The following is a 25128-nucleotide window of genomic DNA, read 5'->3' as shown; positions in this document are numbered from 1 at the left end:
CAGGGGGCCGCCTGGCCGCGACGAGCCCCTCCCCCCTGGAGCGGCTGGGTTGGCGGAGGGGTACGCCGTCCGCATCGTTGAAGTTGGAGGTGACTTCCCACACCCACCGCTCGCTCCATGGCCCGCCTGCACGACATTCCGGAGGACCCGGTCGCACAAGCGGGCGGCGACGTGGCGGAGGCCTCGAGGCCCGTCTGGATGCGCGGGGACTTCCGGGGCGAGGAGCGGATTCTCGAGCGGGTCTTCGCCAGCATCAGCGAAGGGGTGGTGGTGGCGGACGCGCACGGCTACTTCCAGCTCTTCAACCCCATGGCGGAGCAGATTCTGGGCTCCGGGCCCACGGACGCGCCCATCAGCCACTGGCCGGAGACGTATGGTTTCTATCTGCCCGACACGATAACGCGCTACCCCGCCACGCAACTGCCGCTGGCCCGCGCGCTCCGGGGTGAGTCCGTCAACCAGGCGGAAATCTACCTGCGCAACCCCGCCAGACCCGCGGGCGCCTGGCTGAGCCTGAACGCCCGGCCCATCCGGGATGGCGCCGGCGTGCTCCGAGGCGCGGTCTCCATCTTCAGCGACGTCACCGCGCTCAAGAGCACGGTGGACAAGCTGCGCAGGAGCCAGGAGAAGTACCGCTCGCTCTACCGCAGCACGCCGGTGATGATGCACTCCATCGACTGCGAGGGGCGCCTCATCAGCGTGAGCGACTTCTGGCTGACCACGCTCGGCTACACCCGGGAAGAGGTGGTCGGCCACTCCTCCGTGGAGTTCATGACGCCCGAGTCCCGCCGGTACGCGCGCGACGTCGTCCTGCCCGAGTACTTCAGGACGGGCATCTGCCGGGACGTCCCCTACCGGATGGTGAAGAAGGGCGGCGAGCCCATTGACGTCCTCCTGTCCGCCATCGCGGAGCGGGACGCCGCCGGAAGCATCTTCCGCTCTCTCGCCGTAATCATCGACGTGACGGAGCGGAAGCGGGCGGAGAACGCGCTGCTCGAGAGCGAGAAGCGGATGCGGGCCATCCTCGACAACGCGCCGGCCGTCTTCTTCCTCCTGGACCCCCGAGAGCGCTACACCTTCGTGAACCGCGAGTGGGAGCGCCTCTTCCACCGCACGCGGACGGACGTCGCCGGAAGGACCTCTTACGAGGTCTTCCCGAAGGAAATCGCCGACCCCCTGCACGAGGCCAACCAGTCCGTCATCCAGACCGGGGCCTCCCTGGTCCGCGAGGAGCGCGTTCCCTACGATGACGGCATCCACACCTGGCTCACGCACAAGTTCCCGCTCATCGACTCCTCGGGCAACCTGTACGCGGTCTGCGGCATCTCCACCGACATCACCGCGCGCAAGCGGGCGGAGCTGGCGCAGCGCTTCCTCGCCGAGGCCAGCCGCGAGCTGGTGACCTCGCTCGACGAGGCCGCCACGCTCCAGCGCGTCGCCGAGCTGGCGGTCCCCACGCTCGCGGACCTCTGTGTCGTCTTCATGCCGGGAGACGACGCGGTGCTACGGCCCGTGGCGGTCGCGGACAGCGTCCCGTCTCGCGCGGTCCTGGCACGTGAGTTCCTCCAGCACCACCCTCCGGCCGACACCGCCCCGCGGGGCCCTGCGTGGGTGATGTCCACCGGCCGGTCGGAGGACGCGCGGGACTCGCGGGGCATGCTGGCGCCCGCGCCCCTGGAAGAGCCCCGGTGGGAGGCCTTGCGAAGGCTCCTGGGAAGGCCGTCCATCAGCGTGCCGCTCCGGGCGCGAGGCCGCATCCTGGGCGTGCTGTCGCTGGTCTCCTCGCAGTCGGACCTCGCGGAGGCCCCGGCGGACCCGTGGCTGGTGGAGGAGCTGGGACGCCGGGCGGCCTTCGCCATCGACAACGCCCAGCTCTACTGCAAGGCCCAGGAGTCCATCCGCACGCGCGACGAGTTCCTCTCCATCGCCTCGCACGAGCTGAAGACGCCGCTGACCTCCATGAAGCTGCGGGCCCAGCAGATGGAGCGGACGCTCTCGCGCCCCCATGATGGCCCCCAGCTCGCCGAGAAGGTCTCCGGCATGCTGGAGGTCTTCGACGAGCAACTGAAGCGGCTGGCGCACCTGGTGGAGCACCTGCTCGACGTCTCGCGCATCGACGAGAGCCGGCTCGCCCTGCGCGTGGACGAGCTGGACCTGGGGGAGCTGGCCCGCGGTGTCCTGGCGCACCTGACGGAGCAGTTGGAGAAGACCGGATGCGCGCTCGAGCTGGTGGCCCCCGAGCCGGTGGTGGGGCGGTGGGACCGGCTCCGGCTGGAGCAGGTGCTGCTCAACCTGCTGACGAACGCGATGAAGTACGGCGCGGGCAGGCCCATCCGCGTGGAGGTGACGCGCCAGGGGGACAAGGCCCTGCTGCTCGTCGCCGACCACGGCGTGGGCATTCCGCTGGAGTCCCAGGCACGAATCTTCGAGCGCTTCGAGCGCGCCGCCTCCCGCAACTACGGCGGGCTGGGGCTGGGGCTCTTCATCACCCGGCAGCTGGTGGAAGCGCATGGCGGGAGGATTCGCGTGGAGAGCGAGCCGGGCCAGGGCGCGGCGTTCATCGTCGAGCTGCCGCGACAGCCTCCCGGCTAGCCTGGACGCCCCTACCGTCGCCGGGTACCGTCCCCTGCCCTATGTCGTCATCCACGGTGGGCTTCTGGGGTCCGAGCACCTCGACGGTGGACTGGTGCGAGACGAACTACCAGCACCTCTTCCACGTCAGCGAGCTGTTCAACACGGCCTCCAGCCTCGTCCTGGTGGTTGTGGGCCTCATCGGCTTCGTGCTTCACCGGCACGTGCTGGAGCGGCGGTTCCTCCTGGCCTTCGCGCTGCTCTCCGTCGTCGGCGTGGGCAGCACCGCGTTCCACGCGACGCTCCAGCGTGAGCACCAGATGCTGGACGAGCTGCCGATGCTCTACCTCGCCATCGTCATCGTCTACATCCTGCTGGAGGACCGGCCCCAGCGGCGATTCGGCAACTGGCTGCCGGTGCTGCTCTTCGGGCACGCCGTGCTCGTGACGTACCTGACGGCCTTCACCCGGGGCAACGCCCAGTTCTTCCTCTTCCAGGTGAGCTTCGCGTCGCTCGAGTTCTACGCGCTGGGCCGCACGTACTTCCTCCAGCGCCGCAGCCCGGACGCGCGCGTGAAGCGCCTCTTCCGGCTCGGCATCGCCGCCTACGCGCTCGCGATTGTGCTGTGGCTGAGCGACATCCAGTTCTGCCCCACCCTCAACGAGACGCTCCCCGCGCACGGGCTTCCCAACCCGCAGCTCCATGCCTGGTGGCACGTGCTCGTCTCGTGCGGCTTCTACGCGCTCCTACTCGTCATCGCCCACCATCGGCTGGAGACCCTGGGCCGGAAGCCCCGACTCACCTCCACCGCCGGAGGGCTTCCGCGCGTCGAGGCCGCACCCCCAGTCAAGGAAACCCATACAGCTTCATTGTATTAATGCCATGCAGTTGACGTTTCGAGACGGTAGGACCGAAAGTGCGGCCTCGTTCCCCCTTCACGAGGCCTCTCCTTGCTCAAGCGTTATCGATGGCTCATCGCGACCTCCACAGTCGTAGTGGTCGCGGTCGTGGCCGTTCCCTCCGGCGCCAGTGCGTACAAGCGCTGGAAGTCGCGCAACCTGCGGACGAAGATCGCCAACTTCCTCCAGGATCCGCGCGCGGGTGAAGTCTCGCCGGAGGTGCTGCGGGAGCTGGAGTCGTCGCGCGGAGAGGCGGAGCCCGAGGCGGGTGAGGCCGAGAGCGACGACCCGATGCGCCGTCGCATCGCCGCGCGCATGTTGTGGGGCGTGCCCACCGCGGCAGTGACAGAGCACCGGGCCCGCGTCGCCCATGCCGAGGCGCGCCGCTGGGAGAAGCTCTTGCCCCGCCCGCCCGCGCCGTGGGACTGGTTCTCGGAGCCCAAGGGCGCCGACAAGGCCGTCGTCTCCGGCCTGTCGTGGGTGAACCTCGGCCCCACCAACGCCAGCTTCCAGTACAACGGCACGCTCTACAACGAGGTGGACTCGGGCCGCATCTCCGGCATCGCAGTGCACCCGGTGGACCCGCAGGTGGTGTACCTGTCCACCAGCGGCGGCGGCCTGTGGAAGACCTTCAACTTCGGCGCGGCCACCCCGGCCTGGCACCCGGTGAGCGAGTCCCTGGGCAACCTCGCCATCGGCGCCATGGACCTGGACCCGACGAACCCGGAGACGCTCTACGTGGGCGCGGGTGACTTCGTGGACACGCCGGGCGGGCACGTGGTGAAGACGCAGGACGGCGGCGCCACCTGGAGTGCGCCGGTGGGCCTGTCCGGCCAGTACCCGGCGGGCTCCGGCGGCATCTCCGTCAAGGCGCTGCGCATCCGCGCGGTGGAGGTGGACCCCGCCAACGCCAACGTCCTGCTCGTGGGCACCGACGTGGGCCTCTTCCGCTCCACCAACGCGGGCGCGAGCTTCAGCCTGGTGGACCTGCCCAACGCCGGCTCCGTCCAGCGCTCCGAGAGCGTGTGGTCGATTGTCCATACCGGTGCCGTCAGCGGAGTGAGCCGCTGGGCCATCAGCGGCACGTACGCCTGTGACGCCAGCTCGCCTCCGCCCGAGGCGGGGTTCGGCCAGGCGACGAACGTCGACTGCACCTCGGGCAACCCGGGTGACATCTGGACGAGCACCGACGCGGGCGCGACGTGGAGCTCGCGCAAGGCGGCGGGCACCATTCCCACCACCGCGGTGGGCCGCATCACCCTGGCCGCGGGCACGCCCTCCGGCGCCGCGACGCCGGTGACGGTGGTGTACGCGCAGCTCGGCAACCAGGACGAGTACAACGGCTCCGCGGGCGTGGGCTACTGGCGCTCCATCAACTCGGGCGACAACTGGGCGGCCATCACCGGCACGCTGTCCAACCGCACCAACGCCGTGGGCGGGTTCCGTGACTGCGGCACCGTCAACGTGAACGACGCGCAGGCCTGGTACAACTCGGCCCTGGCGGTGGACCCCGGCAATGACAACAACGTCCTCGTGGGCGGCATGTTGTGCGGCCTGCGCACCACCAACGGCCTGGCCGCCACGCCCACCTGGGAGAACGTGTCCCACTGGCTGCCCAGCAGCGGCTACGGCAACGTGACGGGCGGCGCCCTGGACTACGTGCACGCGGACTGGCACCGGGCGCTCATCGTCCGCTCGGCCACGGGCTATGTGGCCATGGCGGGCACGGACGGCGGCCTGTTCGTGTCGCGAAACCTCTTCAACGCCACGCCGACGCAGGTGGTGTGGGACGGGCAGAACCGCGGCATCGTCACCCACCTGAGCTACTCGGTGGCCTCGGGTGACCCGGCCACGGGCAACCCGTACCTGGCCTACACGGGCCTGCAGGACAACGGCACGCGCTTCAGGGACCCGTCCGCGGGCGCCGCGTCCACCACCTTCAACCAGGTCATCGGCGGTGACGGCTTCGGCGCGGCGGCCTCGAGGGACTCCGTGTCCGGCGCCACCATCTACTGGGCCAGCGTCAACGGCAGCCGCGAGTACTGCGTGCCCACCGCCGCCAACAGCTTCTGCAACAGCGGCACGGCCTGGAACACGCGCGACGCCGCGCTGCGCGCCGGCTGTGCCACCGATGGGCAGCCGTTCATCATGCGCTACGCGCTCGCGTCCGCCAGCCCCAGCGCCAACACGTTCCTCACGGCCACCGACAGCGCCGTCCACCGCGTGAGCGGCACGGGCTCCTGGCAGGCCATCAGCCCCTGCCTCACCGGCTACACCCGCCTGCTCTCCGCGTCCGCCAACATCGACGGCCTGTACGGCGTGTCCATGAGCGGTGGCCGCTTCTACGTCACCGGAGACTGCACGGGCACCGCCACCAACTGCACCTGGACGCGCAGCAGCATCCTGGGCTTCGACGTCAACGGCAACGGCACCATCACCCCGGACGAGCAGCTCTCCTACACGATGCAGGTCGCCTTCCCGCCCACCACCCCGGCGGGGCGCAATCCCGGGGACGTGTACGTGGCGTCGAGCGGCGCGCCCGTCGCCGGGGACGGCGTCACCGTGGTGCCGGAGGCCCTGGGCCACCTCTTCATCACCCAGGACCGCGGCACCACGTGGGCGCCGCTGCACGGCAACGGCACGGGCTTCGACCTGCCCAACGTGGGCATCGACGTGGTGCGGTACGACCCGTCGGACCTGACGAACAACACCCTCTACGTAGGCACCGAGCTTGGCGTGTACCGCTCCACCGACGCCGGCCAGACGTGGCACCGCTTCGGCCAGGGCCTGCCGATGGCGCGGGTGACGGACATGTTCATCAGCCGCACCGGCGCGATGATGCGCGTGGCCACCTACGGGCGCGGACTCTGGGAGCTGTACCCATCCGCCACCGCCGAGAAGGGCGTCAGCGGCAACGGTGACTGGAACCGCGACCAGCAGCTCGACTTCGTCGACCTGGCCGCCGCCGCCAGCCGCCTGGGGACGGACCCGTCCACCACCGCGCAGCCCTACTACGACTGGAACACCGACATCACTGGCACGGTGAACGGCATGGACTCCGCCGACCTCACCGAGCTGCTCAACCGCATTGGAGGTCGCCCGTGAGCCGCGCCTCCCAGTCCCCCTTCCTGGAGATGTCTCCCTTGAGCATGAAGAACCTGGCGCTCCTCGTCTTCACGAGCGCCCTCATCCTGAGTGGCTGCGGCGGCGACAAGCCCCCGGAGCAGCCCGTGGCGAAGCGGCTGGCCTTCACGGTCCAGCCCTCGCAGACGGTGGCGGGCGTCGCCATGGCGCCCGCGGTGCAGGTGACGGTGCAGAGCGCCGAGGGGAACACCATCCCCGGTGCGCAGGTCACCGTGTCGCTGGCCCTGGAGGCCAACCCCGCGGGCGGCACGCTGTCCGGCACCACGTCGGTGGCGACGACCCAGGGCGCGGCCACCTTCTCCGGCCTCATGCTGGACAAGGCAGGCGCGGGCTACACGCTCGTCGCACGGGCCCAGGGCCTGGAGTCCGCCACGAGCCAGCCCTTCACCGTCACCGCCGCTCCGGTGGTGACGAACGTCCTCGCCTTCGTGCAGGAGCCTGGTGAGCTGGAGGCGGGCGGCACCTTCCCCTCGGTGGTGCGCGTGGCCGTGCGGGACGCGGCCGGCAACCCGGTGGCCGCGAGCCTGCCCGTCACGCTGGCGCTGGGCGCCAACCCCGCGGGCGGCACCCTCTCCGGCACCCTCACCGTCAACACCGCCGATGGCGTGGCTGCGTTCCCCGAGCTGTCCATCGACAAGGTGGGCGAGGGCTACACCCTCGTCGTCAGCGCGGCGGACGCGGAGTCCGTCACCAGCGCCGCGTTCCGGGTGAAGCCGGGCAAGGCGAAGTCCATTGCCTTCGTCACGCAGCCCGCGTCGGCCGCCGTGGACGTGGCCCTCGCCCCCGCGGTGCAAGTGCGGCTGGTGGATGCGCATGGCAACGCCGCCACGGGCTCTACCGACAGCGTCACCCTGGCGCTCGGTACCAACACCACCGGCGCCACGCTGGGCGGCACCGTCACCGTGGCCGCCGTCGAGGGCGTGGCCACCTTCGCGGACCTCTCCGTGGACCGCGTGGGCGCGTACACGCTGGCCGCCTCCGGACCCGGGCTGGACGGCGCTACGTCCGAGTCCTTCGACATCGCCGCGGGCGCGGCCACGCAGCTCGCCTTCGGTGTGCAGCCCGCCAGCACCACGGCGGGTAGCAACCTGACACCGGAAGTGGAAGTGACGGCGCTCGACGCGCGGGGCAACGTCGCCACCACCTTTACGGGCGCGGTGACGGTGGCGCTGGCCGCCAACCCCACCAGCGACACGCTCCAGGGCACCCTCACCGCCAATGCGGTGGCCGGCGTGGCCCGCTTCAGCACCCTGTCCCTGCGCCGGGCGGGCACGGGCTACACCCTCGCGGCTTCCGCCACGGGGCTCACCTCCGCCACCTCGCAGGCGTTCGACGTGACGCCGGGCGAAGCCGACACGCTGGTCTTCACCACCCAGCCTGGCTCCAGGGTGGCGGGCACCGCCTTCGACCCGGCGGTGGCCGTGACGCTGCGCGACGCCCTCGGCAACACCGTGACGTCCAGCACCGCCACCATCCAGCTCGCCCTGGCCAACAACCCCTCCGGCGCGTCCCTCGCCGGCACGCTGTCGGTGGCCGCGGTGAATGGCGTCGCCACCTTCCCGGGTGTCTCGATGGACCGGGCGGGCACGGGCTACACGCTGTCCGCTTCCGCATCGGGCCTCACCGCCACCTCCGACGCCTTCAACATCACCGCGGGCGCGGCCACCCGGCTCGCCTTCAGTGTGCAGCCTGCCACCACCACGGCGGGCAGCAACCTGACTCCGGAAGTGGAAGTGACGGCGCTCGATGCCCAGGGCAACGTCGCCACCGCCTTCACGGGTACCGTGGCGATGGCGCTGGCCGCCAACCCCACCAGTGACACGCTCCAGGGCACCCTCACCGCCAACGCGGTGGCCGGCGTGGTCCGCTTCAGCACCTTGTCCCTGCGACGGGCGGGCACGGGCTACACCCTCGCGGCCTCCGCCACGGGGCTCACCTCCGCCACCTCGCAGCCGTTCGACGTGACGCCGGGCGAAGCCGACACGCTGGTCTTCACCACCCAGCCTGGCTCCAGGGTGGCGGGCACCGCGTTCAGTCCGGCAATCGCGGTGGCCGTGCAGGACGCCCTCGGCAACACGGTGACGTCCAGCACCGCCACCGTCCAGCTCGCCCTGGCCAACAACCCCTCCGGCGCGTCCCTTGCCGGCACGCTGTCGGTCGCGGCGGTGAATGGCGTGGCCACCTTCCCCGGTGTCTCGGTGGACCGGATTGGCACGGGCTACACGTTGTCCGCCTCCGCGCCGGGCCTCACCGCCACCTCCAACACCTTCAACATCACCGCGGGCCCGGCCACACGCCTGGCCTTCGGCGTGCAACCTTCGGACGCGGCGGCGGGCATCGCCATCACCCCGGCGGTGACGGTGCGCGTGGTGGACGCGGCGGGCAACACCGTGACGTCGGCCACCACGAGCATCACCGTGGCCATCGGCAACAACCCGGGCGTGGGCATCCTCAACGGAACCAGGACGGTGAGCGCGGTGGCCGGCGTGGCCACCTTCTCCACCCTGTCCATCACCCGGACGGGCGCGGGCTATACGCTCACGGCCGCCGCGACGGGCCTGACCACGGGCACCAGCGCGGCCTTCAACGTGACGCCGGGCGCGGCCACCACGCTGGCCTTCTTCACCAACCCGCCCAACGTGGTGACCGCGGGCGCGGCCATCACCCCGGACGTGAGGGTCGGCGTGCGTGACTCCTTCGGCAACACGGTGACGACCTCCACCGCCACCATCACCCTGTCGCTGTCCGCCAACCCGGGAGGCTCCACGCTGGGTGGCACCCTCACCGTCAACGCGGTGGACGGCGTGGCCATCTTCCCGGGCCTCACGCTGAACAGGGCGGCCAACAACTACCGGTTCGCGGCGGCATCCACGGGCCTCACCAGCACCACGTCCGCCCTCTTCAACGTGACGGCGGGCGCGGCCAGCCAGCTCGCCTTCACCACCCAGCCGACGGCGAACGTCGCGGCGGGCGCCACCTTCAGCACCTCGGTGCGGGTGACGGTGCAGGACAGCCTCGGCAACACGGTGACGACGCCGGCGCTCTCAGTGAGCATGGCCATCGGCAACAACCCCGGCGGCGCGACGCTGGGCGGCACCACCACCGTGACGACGGCCAGCGGCGTGGCCACGTTCGCCAGCATCACCCTCAACAGGGTGGGCACGGGCTACACGCTGGTGGCTTCCTCCGGAGTCCTGACGGCGGCGACCTCCAGCGCGTTCAACGTGACGCCGGGCGCGGCGACCCAGCTCGCCTTCACCACCCAGCCGGGCAATACCTCCGCGGGCGCGCCCTTCGACCCGGCGGTGCAGGTGTCCGTGAGGGATGCCCAGGGCAACACGGTGACCACCGCCACCACGAGCATCACCTTGCGCCTGGGCAACAACCCGGGTGGCGGCACCCTGTCGGGCACCACCGTCGTCAGCGCGACGGGCGGCATCGCCACCTTCCCGGGCGTGTCCCTGAATCGCGCGGGCACCGGCTATACCCTGACGGCGACCGCCACGGGCCTGACCACGGGCACCAGCGCGGCCTTCAACGTGACGCCGGGCGCGGCCACCACGCTGGCCTTCACCGTCCAGCCCGCCCTCTCCTCCGTGGACCTCCCCCTCTCTCCGGCGGTGCAGGTGGCGGTGCAGGACGGCTTCGGCAACGTCGTCACGGGGGCCACGGACAGCATCACCCTGGCCCTGGGCGCCAACCCGTCCAGCGCCACGCTGGGCGGCACGCTCACCGTGTCCGCCAGCAACGGCGTGGCGTCCTTCGCGGACCTCACCGTCAGCGCGGCCGGCAACGGCTACACGCTCACCGCCAGCGCGCAGGGCCTCACCGGGGCCACCAGCGCGGCCTTCGACGCGGTGGTGGCCGGCACGCAGCTCGTCTACGTGGACCCGGCCCCCGGCCGGAGGATTGCCCTGGTGCGCAACCCGGCCTCCACGAACACCACCGTGGTGCTGGACCTGGTGGCGCTGGAGAACCTCACCGGGTACTCCGTGGGCATGAACCTGCCGCTGGACGCGGCGCGGGTGCAGCCGGCGGGCTCCTTGATGCTGCCGGGAGCGGCGCTGCCCGCGGGTGAGAGCCCCACGGCCGCCTACGGCGCCCTGCCGGCGAGCGGTCCGCTGGCGGGCGTGCTCACCACCGGCCAGAGCCAGAAGGCGGCGGGCACGGGCGCGGTGGTGAACGACTCGGCCATTCCGGCGGGCTCGGTCCTCTACACGGTGCAGCTGGCCCTGCGTCCCGGCGCCACCTCGGGCGTGGTGTTCGACGGCGCGGCGCTCGGACCGAAGTTCCGCGCGCTGCTGCGTGACAGGCTCGGCACCGACATCGTGGATGGCGGCGAGTTCGCCATCGGCCGGCTCGAGGTGCAGTAGCTTCAAGCCCGTATCCCGGAGGCGCCCCACGGCGTCTCCGGGATGCGGTGTAGCGCGCCGAACCGAGGCAGGGCGCGGAGCCGCTCACCCGGGCTCCGGACCGAACGCGTTGCCGCTGCCAGTGGGCCCCTGGCTCAGGCCTTCCGGCCGCGGCGCTCGGTCCCCTCGTCACTGAAGCCCGTCACCTGCATCCCCAACGACTGCGCCAGGCTCACGGCCGTCTCCACGGGAACCCGGGTGCCCTTGACGCGATTTCTCGCCGGGTCGAGGAAGAGCCCCGACACCTGGGAGAAGTTCGTCTTGGTGAGCGTGCAGCCCCGGAAGTTGCTGCCCGTGAGGGTCGTCCCAGAGAAGTCCGCTTCCGTCAGGTCCAGGTCGAAGAAGTTCGCTTCCAGGGCCGTGCAGCGCAGGAACTCCGTCTTCCGCAAGCTGAGGCCGACGAAGGAGGCGTAGCGCAGGACGCAATCCTCGAACGCCACCTCGGGGTTGGCCGAGACGTCCGTGAAGTCGACCCCCATCAGCTTCGAGCCCTCGAAACGGACGCCCCGGAGTCCCGTGGCCTTGAGCTGCGCACGGGTGAGGTCACAACTGATGAAGACGCACGCCTCCAGCACGCTGTTCCGCCAGCGGCTCTCCTGGAGCTGGGTCCGCTGGAAGGTACACCGGTAGAACTCCTTCTCGCTGAGGTCGCAGCCCTGGAGTTCGAGCTCGGCGAACGTCTCGTTCTCGAAGTACGCCTCTTGCGCGAGCCGCCGCACGAGCTTCGCGGCCTGTTCCGGATCCGTGGGTACGTGCGTCATGCGGCCTCTCTTCCATACTCGATGCCCACGCGCTACCGCCGTGCGCGTGCGAAGCTGCGGCGTGATGAGACCGTGCCTGACGCACCGGAGCCTGTCGACGCGAATGAGGCGGCGAGCTCGTGAGCTTGCCGCGCGGCCTCGTGTGTGGCTCTGTGCTCTCGCCCTCGTCTCCCTGTCGTCGACTGCGTGTGCCGGTGCCAACCGGTTGTTGGCGACCTCTCACAGGTGGGTGCCATGGAATCGCCCAGCGAGCCTGGGCTGGTACGACTGCGAACCTGGAAGCACCCTGGTCGAGCGTCACACTCCCGGAGATGGCGGCCCCCCGTTCGAGCTCCGCCGGACGCGCGTCGAGCCTTCGGGAATACCTGCTCGCGTGCAAACCGAGCGGATGACGCCCCAGGGTGGACAGGGCAGCAGTTGCTGCGGGGTGTATTTTCCTGCCGGATTCCTGGGCCCTGAACCGATAGCGAGTGAGCGCTCCATCCGTCGCGACGTACTACAGGCCGGCCAGACGAAGGTGGATGTCGAGGTCGTGAGCCGCACCACCAGGCAGGACTTCGGCTGTGACACATCCCCTTGCCCCTGTGCGCATGACGTCTTGGTGGAGGAGGTCTGGTACCGCCGCCCCACTCCCGCGGGCGAGGGACCTGTGCGCGTCCGCTTTGACCCCGCCCGCTCGTACTTCGCCCAGTTTGAAGGCTGCGGCAGCCCACCGCGCGGCTCCGCTCCCGACACCGAGGGTCTCAGGGATACCCGGGTTGCCACCACGCTGGATGTGCCCGTCACCATCAATGGTGCGATTCACCGATGCCTGAGAGTGCGCACCTGGTCGTTGACGAACACTCCCGTCGAATCCCTGGAGTGTCCCAGTGTGCTGGGAGGGCGCGCGATGTGGCAGACGCCACGTGGGCACTCCACAGGCGCTCAAACGATTGAGACCGTCGAAGTGGTGTCTTTCGATTGTCGGGCGTCCCCTCCTCGAGACCCATAAAGCCGGCTCGTCAGGTTCCACCTGGCGGTGCTGTCTGTTCCGCGAGAAGACTCGCAATCACGAGAGACCACCCGCTGGCGCACACCCTGTGCCCGGAAATGGTCCCGTCAGGTCCCGCGCGCGGCGTCGTCCGATGAGCCCGCTGCCGCCACCCCTGACGAAAGGCTCGTGGATGTCTCCTTCCCGAAACCCGCGTCGCGCCCAGGCCATCCTCTTCGGCCGCAACCCCCACCAGTACGACACGTTCGACGTGGAGGCCGAGGCCGCCGAGGCGCTCGGCATCGACTCGTACCAGGTCGACCTCTCGGCCCTGCTGTCGGGCAACGCCTCCCAGGCCGTGTCCGCCGTGCCGGAGCGCGGAGCACTGGAGCTGCTCTACCGGGGCTGGATGCTCACCGAGGAGGAGTACACCGCGCTGGACGAAGCCCTCTCGGAGCTCGGGCACCGGCTGACGACGACACCGGAGCAGTACGCCGCGGCGATGTACCTGCCCAACTGGTACCCGCGCCTCGCGGCCTACACCGCGCGCTCCGTCTGGACGGACGGGCCGGACGCAACGGAGGCCTGGCACGCCGCGCGGGCCCTGGGACCGCCCCCGTACATCGTGAAGGACCACGTGAAGTCGGCCAAGGAGCGCTGGGCGGAGGCGTGCTTCGTCCCCGCTGGCGCCACGCGCGAGGACTTCGAGCGCATCTGCGCCAACCTGCTGGAGGAGCGCGGAGACCGCTTCGAGCGCGGGTTCGTGGTGCGCCGGTTCCTGCCGCTGAAGACCTACGGCCAGACACCGGCCGGGCCCGCGCACCTGGAGTTCCGCCTGTTCTTCGGGCGCGGCAGGCTCCTCGCCGCGGAGCCGTACCATGACTTCGACGTGGAGGTGCCCGACTTCACCGCCTTCGAGGAGCTCGGCCGGCGGCTCGACGCCCGCTTCTTCACGATGGACGTGGCCATGCTCGAAGACGGTGGCTGGGTCGTGGTGGAGGTGAATGACGGCGGCGTGTCCGGCCTGCCTGCCAGCCTGGACCCGAGAGAGCTCTTCTCCGCGCTGCTGCGCGCCGGGTAGGAGGGGCCACGCAGGGCGCCCGCCTCAACGCCGCCCGGACCGACGGTGCGCACGTCCCTGCATGCGCCCGTGGCCCCCCTCCCCCGCCTGTTCGAGTTCATCAGAGGTCCACGGCAGGTCGAGCTGGTCCTGCAGGTCCAGCAGCGTGTCGCCGCGGACGAGCCCACGCCGGCCCCGGCTCACCCTGAAGCGCACCGGCCTGTCGAACGGCGGCAGCTCCTCCTCCACCAGCGTGCGCGCGAGCTTCTCCGGCAGGTGGAGCCACACCACGCCGTAGGGCGTCCCCGCCTCGTCCGCCTCCACGTCGTAGCCCACGGCCACGGCCTGCTCGCGGACAATCACCCCGTTCGGGAGCGACATGAACCGTGCCCGCACCTCGGGTGGCACCAGTCCCCCGAGGTCCAGGTCCAGCGGGCGCGCAAGGAACTCCGCCATCGAGCTCACCCCATCGAGCCGCGCCTCGTAGAGCACGGTGAGCTCCGGGGCTTCGAGCCTCGGCGTGCTCCCACCCGAGCGGCGCCACACCTCGCGCACCTCGTCGATGCGAGGCTGGTTGCGCTGCACGGCCGGATGGTGGGCCTCGCCCTGCGCCAGGGCCTCCGCGAGAACCTGTCGCGCATGCGCTGCCAGCTCCGGGCCCCACGCGTCGAGCACCTCGACCTCGCGGTCCAGCTCGAAGCCGGCGTACGCCAGGCTCCGCTCCAGCACGAGGGAGTGGAGCGTGGCGTCGTAGCCGACCTCCGGCTCACCGCGCCGGGCGTACTTGCGCAGCAGGTCGAGCGGAAGCTGGGTTCCCTCGATGGACGCTTGGGTGGTGCCGGAGCGGTCGGCGAAGTAGCGGATGTTCCCCGCCACCGCGCCGAAGCTTCCACACACGCTCGTCTTGGCGACCCGGACCGGCTCACCCTCTGCCGTCAGCTCGTCGACGACGAGGTCGAAGGGCAGATGGCACGCGAGCAGGTCGGCGAAGCGGCGGTGGACGTCTTCATCCGCCGGGGGCATCCGCTCCGGAAGGTCGAGGCCCACGCTCCGGTAGACGCTCGCCATGGCCAGCGCCGCGTCCTCCACCGCCTTGACCAGCACGCCCCTCCGGTCGGCCCAGGACGCCAGCGTCTCCGCGTGGAAGACGTGGCGTGACAGCCCGTACACCTCGCCGACCGAGCCTGCCTCGCGGTACGCCTCGGCGTAGAGGTTGTACGCGGTGAGGTGGTCACTACCGGGGACCAGCACCGCCTCCAGGTCGCGCTCGTCTCGCGTCATCCGGTGCAGGGACTCGATGGCGCTGCACACGGAGAGGAAGGGCAGCAGCGCGTCCTCCGCGTGGACGATGAGCTCCGCCCAGTCACGCTCCACCGGGAGCGCCTCGACGGCGCGGCCGTACTTCGTGAGCCGGCCCTGGGCATCGACGATGTTGCGCGCGTGCAGTCGCTGGAGCGCCTGGGCATGGGCGGTCCGGTCCAGCGGTACGGGCAGGTCCAGCGCATCTGCCTGGACGCCCAGCGCGGCGGCGGTGAGGGCGACACGCTCCGCGTCCCCCGCGAGCTGGAATTCAGGAAGGGTGGGGCGCAGCGCATGGAAGTCGATGTCGCGGTCGCTGAGGATGAAGACGCGCCCACCCTCCACGCGGCCATGGACACGCCCGGCCATCTGCAGAAGCTCGTTGTTACCCAGGTGGACGCGCGTGAGGACGTTGCGCCCCTCGGAGATGAGGTTGGCGAAGCGCGTGTCATCGATGACGACGGTGTCGAGCCCTGGCACGTTGAGCGCGCTCTGCCCCGCTGCCGTCATGGCGAGGAGGTAGGGTCGGGGCTCCGTCCCTTCGAGGAAGGGGCGGATGACGCGAATGGGCTGCCCGCCGTGGTAGTACGCCGCGTTGATGCGCGGCCAGTGGGTGCGGACGTGCAGGGCCACCTGCTCCACGGCCGCACGCGTAGGGAGGAAGATGCCCACCCCGCGCTGGTCCTTCTCCACCTCGCGGAGAAACGCCCCGTCGAGGAACGAGAGCGGCACCTTGCGCTCGACCTGGACGCGGGCCGCCTTCGTCGGGTCGAAGGCGGAGACCTCGATGGCCTCAGCGCTGTTCAGGTAGCGCACGTAGAAGGCGGGGTCCACGGTGGCCGACAGCCAGATGAAGCGGCAGCCCACGTGCTTGCCGAGCGCGAGGCACAGCTCCAGCTCCGCCGACGTCTGGTGGATTTCGTCGATGATGAGCGTGTCGTGCGGCTGGATGTCGCCATGCTGGAACCAGCGCCGTGCAATGCCCGTCGTGACGATGACGACGTTCCAGCCCGGCGTCTCGGGCGTGGCCTCGCGCTCGCGGTTCACCACCCCGACCTCGAGCGGCCCTTCCCCACCGACGAGCTCCTCGGCGATGGGCCGGATGGCGAGCGTCTTCCCCGTGCCGGTGCCGGCCACGATGCCGAAGCCCTTCCCGGCACGCGCCAGCGCACGCACGTGGTGGCCGTGGTGCCGTTCGAGCCACGTGTCCAGGCGCAGCCCCAGGGCGAGCTCGATGGTCTCACAGGCGGCCCGCGTGGGGGCGATGACAATCACCCGCCCCCGCGGAGGCGCGACGCCCGGGGCGCCGGGAGGGAGGGAGTGGTCGACGGGAGTGCGCACGGCGGGCAATCACGCACGGAGGACGCCAGCGCGCAACTCAGCGCTTCGGGTCCGTCAGGAGGGGCTGTTCACTCCCAGGAGGTCCAGGCCCGTCATCGAGCCTGCGAGCCAGCAGCGCACGGAGGCTGAAGGGAACACCGCGTGAGCGAGCCAGCCGCTCCGCGCGACTCTTCAGCGCCGCGCGGGGGAGCTTCTCGCGGTGGGCCAACGCCACGAGGATGCGGTTGGACGTCTCCGCCACGTCGAAGGCGTAGAGCTGCTCGAAGCAGGCCTGGTACGTGCGGACCATGGAGGGGAACAACGGATTCGGAGTCCGGACCACGTTGCTCACCACCGCGCCGCCCGGGGCCAGCCGGGCCCGGGTGGCCAGCAGGAACTCCCGTGTCGACAGGGTCCTGGGGAGGCCGCGAGGTCCGTAGGCATCCAGGATGATGACGTCATACGGCGGGCCAGGCGTCTCGATGAAACGCCGCCCATCCGTGACGTGGGAACGAAGTACCGCATCCTCGTGGAAACCGAAGTAGCGCCGGGCCACGTCCAGCATTCCCGCGTCAGTGTCGACGGCGTCGATGTGCGCGCCGGGAAACACCGCGCGGAGGAACATGGGAAGGGCGCCGCCGCCCACGCCCACCACGAGGATGCGGCGGGGTGTCGCCACGAAGGCGAGCCCCGCGACCACCGCCCGCGTGTAGGGCAACTCCAGCCGCAGCGGGAACCCCGGGCCCACGACGCTCTGGTACGGTCCACCCCAGTCGAACTGGAGGAAGCGCCGGCCCCCACCGTCCTGGGTCACGATGAACCGGCTCTCCGTGGACCGGCCCACGTGCAGCACCGTGCGAGGGCGGGCGAGCGCGCTGGCGACCCGGGCCAGCCACCGCACACGCCGATGGGCGCCCCTCCCCGCAGGGCTACTTCCGCGAGCCAGGCGACCTCGACGCCTCCATGTCATGCCGACCCACCCCATCCCGCAATCCTCCCGGCTGCCGTTCCTTCTTGATGGACCACAGAACAGTAGACGAGGACTCCCGGGGCCGTCCGCTGTGACTCCTCCGAACTGGCAACGTCCGTCAGGGCACCCGTCTGCCCCCCAGGCCGGGCCCCATGGTCACTGGGGAACGGAGGAAGCGTCCGTAGGGCGCGAGCGTCACGTCCAACCACGGGCCGCGCTGGACGCTCGTTTCGCATTCTTGCGTGCGAGGCAGTGCCCATTTCCCAGGTGGGAACACCGTTGCGACCTGGGCTTCTTGCAACCAACTTGAAAGACGACCGACACCTGAGAGAGACACGATGAGCAATATTGCAAACGCTCTCTGTGGTCCTGATCCAGAAGGACGAGCTCTTGATTCCCAAGGGCAAGGCGCTTGCCTGAGGCGGGCTCTCGGCGCCGAACACGTGAGGCAATAACCATGTCATTTCCATCGTTTCATGCGGAAGCCGTCGCTGACTTCCATCCCGCGCCTTCGGTGGACGAAGTCGGCGCCATCAAACTTCACGTTTCGAAGACCGCTCCCGCGGACGCTGGCGTCATCGGCATCCCGATCGGCGTCGAAGGCGAGGTGCCTCCCGAGCTCGGGATTGACAGAGCCACGCTCTCAGCATCCGGTTTCGAGGGAAAGGTGGGCCAGTCCCTCGTCATCCCGCGCAAGGGTGGCCCCGCGCTGATAGCCGTTGGCATTGGACCCCAGGCCGAGCGCTCGCTGGCCTCGCTCAGGCATTCCGCCGCCACGTTCGCCAGGGCGGGCAGCCATTACAATCACCTCGCGGTGAACCTGCCTTCCTTCGTCGGCGTCGCTCCTGACGCGGCGGCCATGGCCGTGGTCGAAGGGGTGCTTCTGGCACGCTACCGTTATCGGCCGCTCAAGCGCATGACCCAGCAGGAGCCGCCACTCGGCCAGCTCACCCTCGTGTCGCAGTCACTGCCACCCGACGAGGTGAAGCGCGGCGTTGAGCGCGGTCGGCGCACGGCCCAGGCCACCGAGCTTGCCCGTGACCTGTCCAACGCACCCGCCACCCTGCTTACCGCCCGCCGCCTGGAGGAGATCGCCCGCGTCGTGGCGGAGTCGTCCGGTCTCGACATCGAGGTATTCGACGAGAAGGCGCTCTCGGAGCTCGGCTGCGGCGGCATGATTGGCGTGAACGCAGGCAGCTCCGAGCCGCCGCGGCTCATCAAGCTCATCTACCGTCCGAAGGACAGTCGCGGCCAGCCCATCGAGCCGTCAGGCCGCATCTCCCTCGTCGGGAAAGGCATCATGTACGACTCGGGCGGCCTCGGTCTCAAACCGAACGACCTCGTCCACGCGGCCATGAAGACAGACATGTCTGGCGCCGCTGCCATCCTCGCGGCGATGTCCGCGTTGTCAGGGCTTGGAGCCAAGGCCTACGTCACTGGCTACCTCATGTGCACCGACAACATGCCAGGAGGGAAGGCGATGCGGCTCGGCGATGTGCTGACCGCCCGCGGAGGGAAGACTGTCGAAGTCTTGAACACCGACGCCGAAGGCCGGCTTGTCATGATGGACGGGCTGGTGCTGGCGACGGAAGAGCAGCCGCCACCCGACGCCATCCTCGACATCGCCACTCTCACCGGAGCGTGTGAACGGGCCCTCGGCAACGACAATGCGGGCGTCATTGGGAACCACCAGGGCATCGTCGACCAGGTGCGCGCCGCCGCGGAGAAGACCGACGAGACGGTGTGGCAGTTCCCGCTCGACAGGCGCATGCGCAAGGAGCTCGATTCGGAGGTGGCGGACATCAAGAACATCGGTGGGATCAATGCGGGTCAGATCACCGCCGCGCTCTTCCTCGAGGAGTTCGTCGCCGGCATTCCCTGGGCACACATCGACATGGCCGGAACCTCTCGGGTCGAGACCGACAAGACCTGGCGCTCCAAGGGGGCGACCGGCTACGGCACGCGCCTGCTCATCGAGCTCATGCTGTCCTTCAACCCTCCCCGCGAGACCCAGCACTGAATAGATGACTCGAGCTCCGGACGCCCCGGCCGGCTACGGTCCGGGGCGTCCGGTATGCCTCCGCGTAGACCTTGGCACCGCAACCAGGGCTCGCCTGGCTGTTGCACGGCCTGGGACGACGGGAGGGTAATCCGGGAGGTCACGATGAACGACTGGACAATCACCACGTTCATGGTGCTGTCCCTGGAGCTGGTTCTCGCCATCCTCCTGCTGCTGTCCATCGAGGTGGCCCACCGCATTACGCGCAAACGAGGCCTTTCTTCCGCCCAGATCCCCTCGGTCACTTCCGTCTCCAGCGTGGTCTTCTCCCTGATGGGACTCGTCCTCGCCTTCTCCTACTCCGAGGCGGGCAAGCGCCTGGAGGCGCACAGACATCTCGTGGTCGACGAGGCAAACGCCATCGCGAGCGTGTGGTTCCGCATCGACGTGGTGCCGGACGCTGCCCAGGACTCACTGCGAGGCCTGCTCAGGCAGTACCTGGACGAGCGCATCCAGGCACATCAGGTGCTCCCACACGTGGAGGAGTTCGAGCTGCACCGCGCGAAGGCCGCGGGGCTCCAACGGCAGATCTGGTCGGAGATGGTCGCCGTCACGACAAAGGATCCGGACAAGGAGGTCTTGCTGCTTCCACCGGTGCTGCTCATCGCGGAGGTCGCGGGGAAGCGGACGCTGACCGTGCGGACACACATCACTTCCCCGACCTTCCTCTTCATGCTGGGGTTGGCCCTGGCCGGGGCCGCGCTCGTCGGCGTCACGACGGCGAAGGGAGCGGGCCGCAACTGGCCCTACCGGCTGATCTTCGTCGCCGTCGTCTCCGCGGCCATCCATGTGGTCGTGGACATGGAGTACCCCCGCACCGGCATCGTCGGCACCGAGGAAGCAGACTCCCTCCTCATGGAGCTGCGCGAAACGATGCGCTGACCGTCTCCAGGCTGGAGATGACCCGGGCCAGGGTCGCGCGTCGGTCCGGGCGGGCATGCGCGAGCTCGCCTCGGAGGATGGGCAGCGCCGTGTCCCCCATGACGAGCAGCCCGTCCAGCGCCGCGTGCGCAACCGGATTGCGGTGGTCATGCAGCAGCGCCGCCAGGTCGGCCACGGCGGGACGGTGTCCCCCGAACGCGAGCGTGCGGATGGCTCGGACGACATGGCCCGCTTCCGGGTCCTTCAGCAGCTCGCGCGTAAGGTCCAGATACAACTCTCGGGACACCAGCTCCCGCAGCAACCGGTGCGCACGCAGGCGCACCCAGGGCTTCCGGTGCGAGAGCATCCCGGAGAGCCGGTCGATGACGTGGGGGCCCCTGCGGAGCGCCATCAACTCCAGTGCCCTCGGGTCGGGCTCCGAGCCCTCCCAGGCGAGCGTCTCCAGCCTTCGTTCAACGTCTCTCAGCAGCGCTGGAGTCAGCGCCCTGTCGAGGGACGGGTCGTCCAGCACGAGCGGCGCGAGGGCCGCGACGACGTCCCCTCGCAAGGCCGGGGAGGCAACCTGGGAGAGCAGTGCGATTCGCACCTCGGCGCCCTGCCGTTCGAGTCCTCGCAGCAGGGCGTCCAGCACCCTCGCGTCACCTTCCCGATTCGCGAGCGAGCCAAGCCACCCTCCGAGACGGAAGGCCGTCTCACGGGTTCCCCACGCCGCGAGCCCCCCCAGCACCCGCAGCGCCGCCTCGCGGTGGTCCGCGTCCTCGTGGACGATGCCGAGGAGCACCTCCTCCAGGCCGTGGCCTTCGAGGGCCTGCGCGGAAGCTCCTCGCTCGAGCAGCTCCAGGAAGTGCGTCCGGTCGAGTCCCCGAGCCCGGCTGAACAGCGCCATCAACTCGGGACCCCACGCCGAGCCGCTGGCAAGCACGTCCAGCACCGCGGTGTGGCCCTCGCGAAGCATCGGCAAGAGGAAGGGCAGCACCCGTGACACGGGGAGCGAGCGAAGCGCCCCCGCCGCCATCTTCGCGGAGCGCCCGCGACCCAACCGCCACACGTCGAGCAGCAGAGCAACGTACGCGGGTGTCTCTCGCATCTTCGGCTGGAGACGACCGAGCAGCTCGGCCAGGGACTCCAGCCACATCTCCCCTTCCAGCCCCGCGTCCACCGAGCCGAGCATCGCCCGGAGGGCTTCCAAGTCCCGTCGGTCGAGCGCCCCCGGAGGAACCCACCGGAGCGGCCGTTCCGCGCCGAGGTGTTCGAGCAGCCCCTGGAGGCGGGGGAGCCCGCGAATCCGCCAGAGGTGGCGTGCGGCCTGGCGGCGGACCTCGACGTGAGCATGGGCGACCAGCTCGACCATGAGGGCCTCGTCCTCATCGGACGCGGGCGTTCCCAGCGCGGAGAGCGCGGTGAGGGCAAGCCCCTGCTCATGACGGCGCGCGAGCCGCCGCAGCGCCGCGCGGGCCGCTTCCGTTCCCACGTCACCCAGCCACCGCACGAGGATTCCCGCCGCCACCGGCCCCGCCGCTTCGGCCGCCTGGAGGAGCCCCGCGACGAGTGCCTCCTCTGCAACCCCCGCTCCCCACTGCTGCCGCACGGTCTCCAGCAGGTCCGGATGCGGCCCACGCGCCACGGCTTCGAGCACCTGGAGGGGCGGCACGGCATGCAGCGCGAACGGCACGAAGAACCGCCGCACCGGGGCCGAGCGCGACTGGACGAGGGCGTCGAGCAACTCCTGGCCGGACAGCTCACCCGCGAGGCCAAGGCGCTCGGCGCCCCAGAGTGCCACGCGTTCATCGGGCAGCGCGGAAGCCACCCGGGCTTCGTCCCGGGAGAGCACGGCCCCGAGTCGATGCATAACGGTCAGCGCTTCCCGCGGCTCAAGACGCGACGCAGCCAGCGCGCGACGCACGTCCGCGAGCGCGCCCACGCGCTCGGGCTCGGATAGACGTCCGGAGAGGGCGAGCAGCTCCAGCAGAGAGCGCGCGAGGCGCCGCAAGGCCAACCTGGGACTGTCCAACAGTCCTCGAATGACCTCGAGGTGCCGCGTCAGGACGGCAGCCCGGCTGTCGGTGAGCTCAGTGGTGACAGTCCCCGAGAGCAGCTTCGTGAAGCCCTCCTCCGCGGCTTCGAGCGAGGCCGCATCTCCGGAGGAGAGCAGGTCGTCCATCCACACCAGGTCCGCGTCCAGCCGGCGCTCACGGAGCAGCCTCGCCCGCACGGGGTCATCTGAAGAGGCGGGAAGCAGGTGCGCCAGCCCGTGACGGCGCAGGAGCACCGCCAGCGTGTCGAGCGCATCCGTCGGAAGTTCGAGGACCCCGCCGTACACCGCGTCGAGCAGCACCCTCGCCATGGGCGCGCCGCGCCGCAGGAGCGCCACCAGGGCATGGGGTGACAGCACGTCGGAGAGTGTCTCGCACAGCAACTCCTGCTCGCGAGGCGACGTGGCCTCCCGGAGCGCATCGAGCACCGTGGCCACATACCGTCGACCACAGACGCCAAGGAGCGCTCGAACCAGGGAGCGACGCAGGCCGGGGTTGTCGTGCCGCCGCAACCAGCCGAGCATCACCGCGATGGGCGCGGGCCACCCGGGGCCGGTGCTCGCGAGCGACTCGGCGGCGGTCTTCTTGATGTTCATGTTGGGGTGGTCGAGCCCCGCCGCGATCAGCGGCACCGCCCACTCCACCTTGAAGGCGCCGAGGCCAAGGAGCACCTGCCGCAGGCGGTAGATGTCCTCGGAGCGAGCGAAGGGAACCAGCCACGCTACTGCACGAGGGTCCCCGGAGCCCGCGAGGCACTCCAGCGCGAGCTTCTGCACCTGCACGCTCCCATGGCGCAGGAAGCGACGGACGCGCCGCGCGAGCGCCGGGTGCTTCCGGCCCACGAGCTGCCCCAACACCCGTTCGAGCTGGGCGTTGCTGAGGTCCGCTCGCTGGAGCTGGTCGAGCAGACACTCCGCGAGCACGAGCGCTCCCGCATCGTCCCCGGAGGAACAGGTGAGGAGGACACGGGGACGCGCGCGCCCGCTCGCACGAAGGCCGAGCCCCACGCTGGCGATGGCCCCGTGCGCAGCGGACCGGACGTGCTCATCCTCGTCGAGCAACAACGCTCCGAGCGGCACGAGCACGCGCAGCCGGGCCTCACGTCCAAGCTGGCCGATGGCCTGGAGCCGCAGTGGATGCCCCGAGTGGAGGGCGAGGCGGGCGACCTCTTCGAAGGCCGCGTCATCGAAGACGGGCTGGAGACTCGCGAACACCTCGGGACCCGGCGCGCCGCCCGCGCGCCAGGATTGAACGGAGGGAGGGGCGTCATCGAGAGCCGCCAGCAGGGCAAGCGCCTCGGCACGCCACATCACCGCCCCCTCCAGGCCCGTCTCGGTAGCACTCACTCCCGGGTGCGAGCGGAGAAAGGCCACGGTCCGCGGGCCTCCGAGGTGGCGGAGGGCATCGAGACAGGCCCAGGGCTCGACCTCGAAGCATGCGAGGAGGTCCTCCTCCGCGGCCTCATGTCCCTGATGACCGAGCGCCTCGATGACCTCGGGCCAGAGCGGCCGGGCCTCGGGCCGGAGGAGCAGCGCGCGGAGCAGGTCGAGCGCCTCGGCACCATCCAGCTCCCGCAGGAGCGTGAGGTGACGGGGGAAGTCCGGGTCTGTCGGTGGCAGGCCCCGGAGCGGCTCGACGTACTCGCGCTGCCGGAGGCTCAGCACCTCCGCGAGGACCTCGGGCTCGATGCCCGGACTGGAGAGGAACAGCTCCCGCACGAGGGGCACGTCCTCCGGCTCGCATCGCACGCCTCGCCGGTAGAGCGTCTGGAGCAGCGCCGCGCACGTGGGGCCGAAGTACAGCGGGTCCTGCCGCGAGACGAGGAGCGCGAGCCGCAGCTCCTCATGGCTCGCGAACGGAGCCAGCAGCGCCATGGCCTCGCGTCGTACCGAGCGCCACCGCTGCTCGTCTTCCAGCACGAGCCGCAGCGCGGCGGCTTCTCCCCGCCGAGCCAGGGCGCGAAGGGCGGCGATGGCAAGGCGTTCCGAGCGCCCCAGCAAGGACTGGAGTGGGCGCACGGCGGGCGCCAGCTCGGCTCTCGCCGCCCAGGGCTCCGCGAGCAACTCCGCCGCCTGGAGGGCCACGCGTGCGTCGGGAGCTTCGAGCGCGCGAACCGCCAGCGCCAGCGCATGGGTCAGCGGCACGAATCCCAAGGCGAGTGCGTCACCCAGGTGACGAAGTCCCATCCGCTGGATGTCCGGGTCCGGGTGGGCGCACAGCGCGTCGACCAGGGCCTCCGCGTCGGCCGCCTCGGCTGGAGCGAGGCGCTGGACAGCGCGGAGCAGCAGCTCCCCACCCGGGTGGCGCGCCAGCCTCGCGGGCTCGCGCAGGACCTCCGTGACGAGCCAGGCCAGCTCGGCTTCGACCGGACGTGGCCCCTTCGCCTCCGACAGCGCGGCCAGTCGCGCCATGGGAACTTCGGGAGGAAGCAGGCGGGCCACCTCCGCGAGGAGGACGTGCGTCTCGGGCGCACACGCACCGAGAGCCACGGGGAGCGCCTCCAGCAGGTGCGAGGGTGTGTCCTCGCCCTCCAGCCGCTCCAGGCGCCGCTTCAGGTGCAGCAGCGCGGCATGGACGCCGTCCGGTTCCGGCGCCGCGAGCAGTCCGCGAAGCTCAGCGAGGTCCAGACGCTCGGTCCTGAGCCGCTGTTCGAGGAGCCGGCGGCTCCTCCCTGGGGTCAGCTCGACGGGCAGTGAGTGAGGCATGGCACCTTTATAGGCGGGCCCGAGGGAGCCCGGCGCGTCCCGA

At 70.5% G+C, this 25128-nt stretch carries 11 protein-coding genes; 7 read left to right on the top strand and 4 right to left on the bottom strand.

Features of this window, described 5'->3' with window-relative positions:
* Positions 1-117: 117 nt before the first annotated feature.
* The 4 genes from G4D85_RS26530 to G4D85_RS26515 all read left to right on the top strand — a co-directional run bounded on the left by G4D85_RS26530 (position 118) and on the right by G4D85_RS26515 (position 10987).
* Positions 118-2592, top strand: coding sequence for a PAS domain S-box protein (locus G4D85_RS26530; RefSeq protein WP_164016796.1), 2475 nt, complete (start codon positions 118-120; stop codon positions 2590-2592).
* A 41-nt stretch (positions 2593-2633) separates the two neighbouring features.
* Entirely contained in the window at positions 2634-3449 is an 816-nt protein-coding gene (locus G4D85_RS26525) for a ceramidase (protein WP_164016795.1), read from the top strand.
* A gap of 129 nt (positions 3450-3578) precedes the next feature.
* The gene (locus G4D85_RS26520; RefSeq protein ID WP_164016794.1) at positions 3579-6575 is read left to right on the top strand and encodes a WD40/YVTN/BNR-like repeat-containing protein; all 2997 of its coding nucleotides are present in this window, start codon (positions 3579-3581) and stop codon (positions 6573-6575) included.
* A complete protein-coding gene (locus G4D85_RS26515) occupies positions 6572-10987 on the top strand; it encodes a beta strand repeat-containing protein (protein WP_164016793.1) in 4416 nt (1471 codons plus the stop codon). Before G4D85_RS26520 ends, G4D85_RS26515 begins: the two co-directional genes overlap by 4 nt.
* Positions 10988-11121: 134 nt before the next feature.
* Here G4D85_RS26515 and G4D85_RS26510 read toward each other — a convergent pair whose 3' ends face one another.
* Entirely contained in the window at positions 11122-11787 is a 666-nt protein-coding gene (locus G4D85_RS26510) for a pentapeptide repeat-containing protein (RefSeq protein WP_164016792.1), read from the bottom strand.
* Between the two features lie 1163 nt (positions 11788-12950).
* On the opposite strand from G4D85_RS26510, the gene G4D85_RS26505 reads away from it, so the two are divergent.
* Positions 12951-13838: an ATP-grasp domain-containing protein gene (locus tag G4D85_RS26505; protein ID WP_205525717.1), complete on the top strand. Its 888-nt coding sequence runs from the start codon at positions 12951-12953 to the stop codon at positions 13836-13838.
* 24 nt (positions 13839-13862) lie between these two features.
* On the opposite strand, the gene G4D85_RS26500 is transcribed toward G4D85_RS26505, so the two are convergent.
* Together G4D85_RS26500 and G4D85_RS26495 are read right to left on the bottom strand one after the other, a co-directional pair.
* A complete protein-coding gene (locus G4D85_RS26500) occupies positions 13863-16457 on the bottom strand; it encodes a DEAD/DEAH box helicase (protein WP_164016790.1) in 2595 nt (864 codons plus the stop codon).
* 37 nt (positions 16458-16494) lie between these two features.
* Positions 16495-17337 carry a spermidine synthase gene (locus tag G4D85_RS26495; RefSeq protein WP_240359510.1) on the bottom strand — a complete coding sequence of 281 codons (843 nt, stop codon included), beginning with the start codon at positions 17335-17337 and terminating at the stop codon, positions 16495-16497.
* Between the two features lie 526 nt (positions 17338-17863).
* On the opposite strand from G4D85_RS26495, the gene G4D85_RS26490 reads away from it, so the two are divergent.
* Positions 17864-19426, top strand: a complete 1563-nt coding sequence (locus tag G4D85_RS26490) for a leucyl aminopeptidase (protein WP_164016788.1) — start codon at positions 17864-17866, stop codon at positions 19424-19426.
* Between the two features lie 144 nt (positions 19427-19570).
* On the top strand, positions 19571-20347 hold the full coding sequence (locus G4D85_RS26485; RefSeq protein WP_164016787.1) for a bestrophin-like domain: 777 nt from the start codon (positions 19571-19573) through the stop codon (positions 20345-20347).
* Here the strand turns inward: G4D85_RS26485 and G4D85_RS26480 are convergent.
* Entirely contained in the window at positions 20319-25085 is a 4767-nt protein-coding gene (locus G4D85_RS26480) for a HEAT repeat domain-containing protein (protein ID WP_164016786.1), read from the bottom strand. The genes G4D85_RS26485 and G4D85_RS26480 overlap by 29 nt on opposite strands.
* Between the last annotated feature and the right edge of the window lie 43 nt (positions 25086-25128).

The organism is Pyxidicoccus trucidator (assembly GCF_010894435.1).
GTDB lineage: Bacteria > Myxococcota > Myxococcia > Myxococcales > Myxococcaceae > Myxococcus > Myxococcus trucidator.
The sequence above is the reverse complement of the archived record's forward strand: the minus strand, read 5'-3'. Positions and strand labels throughout refer to the sequence as shown.

Excerpts from the sequence above, each read along its gene's own strand:
- G4D85_RS26530 (WP_164016796.1), top strand. The coding sequence starts at position 118 with ATGGCCCGCCTGCACGACATTCCGGAGGACCCGGTCGCACAAGCGGGC.
- G4D85_RS26525 (WP_164016795.1), top strand. The coding sequence starts at position 2,634 with ATGTCGTCATCCACGGTGGGCTTCTGGGGTCCGAGCACCTCGACGGTG.
- G4D85_RS26510 (WP_164016792.1), bottom strand. The coding sequence starts at position 11,787 with ATGACGCACGTACCCACGGATCCGGAACAGGCCGCGAAGCTCGTGCGG.
- G4D85_RS26505 (WP_205525717.1), top strand. The coding sequence starts at position 12,951 with ATGTCTCCTTCCCGAAACCCGCGTCGCGCCCAGGCCATCCTCTTCGGC.
- G4D85_RS26490 (WP_164016788.1), top strand. The coding sequence starts at position 17,864 with ATGTCATTTCCATCGTTTCATGCGGAAGCCGTCGCTGACTTCCATCCC.
- G4D85_RS26485 (WP_164016787.1), top strand. The coding sequence starts at position 19,571 with ATGAACGACTGGACAATCACCACGTTCATGGTGCTGTCCCTGGAGCTG.
- G4D85_RS26480 (WP_164016786.1), bottom strand. The coding sequence starts at position 25,085 with ATGCCTCACTCACTGCCCGTCGAGCTGACCCCAGGGAGGAGCCGCCGG.